The sequence below is a fragment of the Mucilaginibacter sp. genome, from assembly GCF_036383575.1.
GTDB lineage: Bacteria > Bacteroidota > Bacteroidia > Sphingobacteriales > Sphingobacteriaceae > Mucilaginibacter.
In genome coordinates, this window is the sequence record NZ_DASVOB010000027.1 from 1 (window position 1) to 4,092 (window position 4,092).

Annotated in this window: 3 protein-coding genes; 1 reads left to right on the top strand and 2 read right to left on the bottom strand. The window is 41.6% G+C overall.

The genetic code is table 11. The annotated features are described in order from the left end of the window. Positions 1–218: 218 nt before the first annotated feature. Both VF500_RS00910 and lpdA read right to left on the bottom strand, forming a co-directional pair. Entirely contained in the window at positions 219–1,058 is an 840-nt protein-coding gene (locus VF500_RS00910; protein WP_330857870.1) for an MBL fold metallo-hydrolase, read from the bottom strand. 121 nt (positions 1,059–1,179) lie between these two features. Beyond that, positions 1,180–2,571 carry a dihydrolipoyl dehydrogenase gene (lpdA, locus tag VF500_RS00915; protein WP_330857871.1) on the bottom strand — a complete coding sequence of 464 codons (1,392 nt, stop codon included), beginning with the start codon at positions 2,569–2,571 and terminating at the stop codon, positions 1,180–1,182. 398 nt (positions 2,572–2,969) lie between these two features. On the opposite strand from lpdA, the gene VF500_RS00920 reads away from it, so the two are divergent. Continuing rightward, positions 2,970–4,092, top strand: a 1,123-nt coding sequence (locus VF500_RS00920; protein ID WP_330857872.1) for a TonB-dependent receptor, incomplete at its 3' end; no start/stop codon positions are given.

Genomic DNA, 4,092 nt, shown 5'->3' on the forward strand with positions numbered 1-4,092 from the left:
CTCGCAAGCGGACTCTATAAGGTCCCAAGGGTTATACGGGGTGTCTAATTTGCCCTGTTTATTCCGCAAATATCTTACTTCTCATCGCAGGGCACGTCATTACATTTTTTTTCAGGTACCCTGATGGTTACTCGCAATGACGGTCTTCTTGGTCATTTTAAACAGCTTCTAAAATGAAAATCAACGAAATCGTCGAAATCAAAAAAACGAATCAACGGTCATAGGTCGCTAAGTTTAAAAATATCCTTAACTCTTATGCCTTTTTCTGTTTCCAACAAAGTACAGCATTCATTAACCGGGTCGTGCTCGAAATATAATACGTATTCTTTTTCCAAAGCTTCGTTTAAGAAGAGTTTTTTCTCGGCAAGTGTTTGCAGCGGGAACATATCATAGGCCATTACATAGGGGATAGGCAGATGGCCGACCGACGGAAGCAGATCGGCCATATACAGAATCTGTTTCCCTTTATAATTGATAAGCGGTAGCATCATTGATTCGGTATGGCCGGATACAAAACGGATATCAAAATCTTTCATAAAATTGATGCCGTCTTTAGCATCAACAAATTTTAACTGATTGCTTTCCTGTATGGGGATGATGTTCTCCTTGAAAAAAGAAGCTTTTTCGCGGTCGTTAGGGTTTACTGCCCAGTCCCAGTGTTTAGGATTACTCCAGTAAGTAGCATTTTTAAAAGCTGGTAGCAGGCTCTCCCCATCCCGTACAACGGCACCGCCCACATGATCAAAGTGCAGGTGAGTTAAAAATACGTCGGTAATATCATCCCTGTGAAAGCCAAGTGAAGCCAGCGAGCTATCCAAACTGGCGTTGCCATGAAGGTAATAATGGCTAAAGAACTTTTCGCTTTGTTTATTACCTATGCCTGTATCAACTAATATCAGCCGGTTTTCATGTTCAACCAGCAGGCAGCGCATGGCCCAGGTACAAAGGTTGTTTTCATCGGCAGGATTGGTTTTGTTCCAGATGGTTTTCGGAACAACGCCAAACATAGCCCCGCCATCTAATTTAAAAAAACCGGTATCGATGGTGTATAGTTTCATTTTTGGTGGATGGTCCATAGTCGATGGACCATGGTTGTTGTTAAACAAAAATAGCCATAAATTAAATGCTTAATACATCAATTTATGGCTATCGACTATGGTCTATTGACCATGGACTTCATTACAAGTGGATACACTCGCCGTAAGCTTCGGCAGCTGCTTCCATTACAGCTTCGCTCATAGTTGGGTGAGGGTGTACCGATTTGATGATCTCGTGACCGGTAGCTTCCAGCTTGCGGGCAGTAACTACTTCGGCAATCATTTCGGTAACGTTATTGCCAAGCATGTGAGCGCCTAAGAACTCGCCGTATTTGGCATCAAATATCACTTTTACGAAACCATCTTTAGCACCGGCAGCACTTGCTTTACCTGATGCAGAGAATGGGAATTTACCAACTTTAACTTCATAACCTGCTTCTTTAGCTGCTTTTTCGGTATAACCAACAGAAGCAACTTCAGGCGAGCAATAAGTACAGCCCGGGATATTATTGTAATCAAGCGGGTGAGGGTTCTGCCCTGCAATTTTTTCAACGCAGATAATACCTTCGGCCGATGCTACGTGGGCAAGGGCCTGACCTTTAACGATATCACCTATGGCATAAACGCCTTCAACATTGGTACGGTAAAAATCATCAACCAACACTTTACCACGTTCGGTTTTAACGCCGTTTTCCTCAAGGCCGATGCCTTCAAGATTGGTAGCGATACCTACTGCAGAAAGTACGATCTCGGCTTCAAGTATCTCAGTTCCGGTAGCTGTTTTTACAGTTACCTTGCACAGGTCGCCGCTGGTATCAACCGACTCCACATTTGAGCTGGTCATGATGTTGATGCCTTGTTTTTTAAGGATACGGTTTAAGCCTTTTGATACGTCCTCATCCTCCAATGGAACAATATTATCTAAAAACTCAACTACGGTAACTTTTGTACCTATTGAGTTATAAAAATAAGCAAATTCGATACCAATAGCGCCCGAACCAACTACAACCAGTGATTTAGGTTGTTGCGGCAATACCATGGCCTGGCGGTAACCGATAACCTTTTTACCATCTTGTTTAAGGTTAGGTAGCTCGCGTGAGCGGCCGCCTGTTGCTAATATGATGTGTTTTGCGCTGTAGGTTTTAGCTGAACCATCGGCAGCTTTAACTTCAACAACACCTTTGCTTTTCAATTTACCAAAGCCAACAAGCACATCTATCTTGTTTTTCTTCATTAAAAACTGAACGCCTTTGCTCATGCCATCGGCAACATTACGGCTTCTTTTAACAACAGCGGCAAAATCAACTTCGCCGGCACCGTTAATTTTAATACCGTAATCGGCACTATGGTTAAGGTATTCAAAAACCTGGGCGCTTTTTAATAAAGCCTTGGTTGGGATACAACCCCAGTTAAGACAGATACCGCCTAATGATTCTTTTTCGACAATGGCGGTTTTTAAACCAAGCTGGGAAGCGCGGATTGCTGCTACGTAGCCACCCGGACCAGACCCAATAACAATTACATCGTAATCCATATTATTATTGATATACTTTAATTTCTTTTCAAAGGTAATTAAGCGGCGCGGGGTTTTTACATTTTTCCGCAGCCCCTTATTTTTTGAATGCCAAAGCTAAGTAAAAGGGCTGAAACCAAAAAATGTACTGATAGTATATATGCTTTGCAAGTGGTTATTTATATCTGCCCTGTGTCATAAAACTGCGGATGTTATTTTAACGGTTGGGCCGGATATGATTTAAACTATATTATTTGTAATATTTTCATCGCTTTTGACCATAATTTTATGGTTTTTGTGTTTATGATGTAAAATGTTGATAAATATATAATAATTGTTAACGTTAACTTAACATTGGTAATTGCACCATTAATTATCTTTGCGCCAATTAATTAAACGTATAATTAAAAAAGCAATTTATGAGGAAGCATTACCTTCTTTTATTACTGTTAATTGGCTTTTCGTTCTTCACTGGTAAGAACGTATTAGCTCAGGGCGTAACCACCGCCAGCATCAACGGTACCGTTACCGATGCTAAAGGTGCTATTCCTGGTGCAACCGTTACAATCACACACAATCCTACCGGTACTGTGTATTCAACTGTAACCCGTAACGACGGCCGTTATAACATCCCTAACTTAAGGGTAGGTGGCCCATACACTTTCAAAGTAACTTTTATTGGTTACGCAAACTATGTTCAGGAAGGTATTACCCTTTCAATTGGCCAGGATCAAAGGATTGCTGCCGTACTTAAAGATAACACTACTGCTTTAGGCGAGGTGAAAATTGTAGGTACGCAAGGTAAAGTGATCAACTCATCACGTACCGGCGCCCGCGAAACCATCAGCCGTCAGCAAATTGAGAACCTGCCAACCATTGCCCGTTCATTAACTGATTTTACCAAATTAACACCTTCGGCTAATGGTTTAGCTTTTGGTGGCCGCAGCAGTGCTTTTAATAACATCACTGTTGACGGTGCTTTGTTCAATAACTCATTTGGTTTATCGGGTACTTTGGGTGGTCAAACAAGTTCACAGCCAATTTCATTAGATGCGATTGACCAGATCCAGGTTGATATTGCCCCTTATGACGTGCGCCAGGGTAACTTTACCGGTGCCGGTGTTAACACTGTAGTAAAATCAGGTACTAACGAAGTTAAAGGTACTGCTTACTATTTTGCACGCGGTTCAAAGCTACAAGGTTACCACGTTGGCCCAACCAACCTTAACGTAACCGATGTAAATTACCACACAGATGGTGTTGCAGTAGGTGGCCCTATCATTAAAAACAAATTGTTCTTATTTGTATCTGGTGAGCAGGAAAGAATCACTCAACCACCTTCAGCAGTGTATCAGGCTGCGAAAGACGGTCGTAGTGGTGCAAACGTATCGCAGGTACAAGCATCTACACTTGATGCCATCAAACAAAAACTTGCAAGCTTTGGTTATGACCCTGGTGTTTACGAAGGTTACAACTATCGTACATCAAGTAATAAATTAACTGCAAAACTTGATTGGAATATTGATAAAAACAATACTTTAA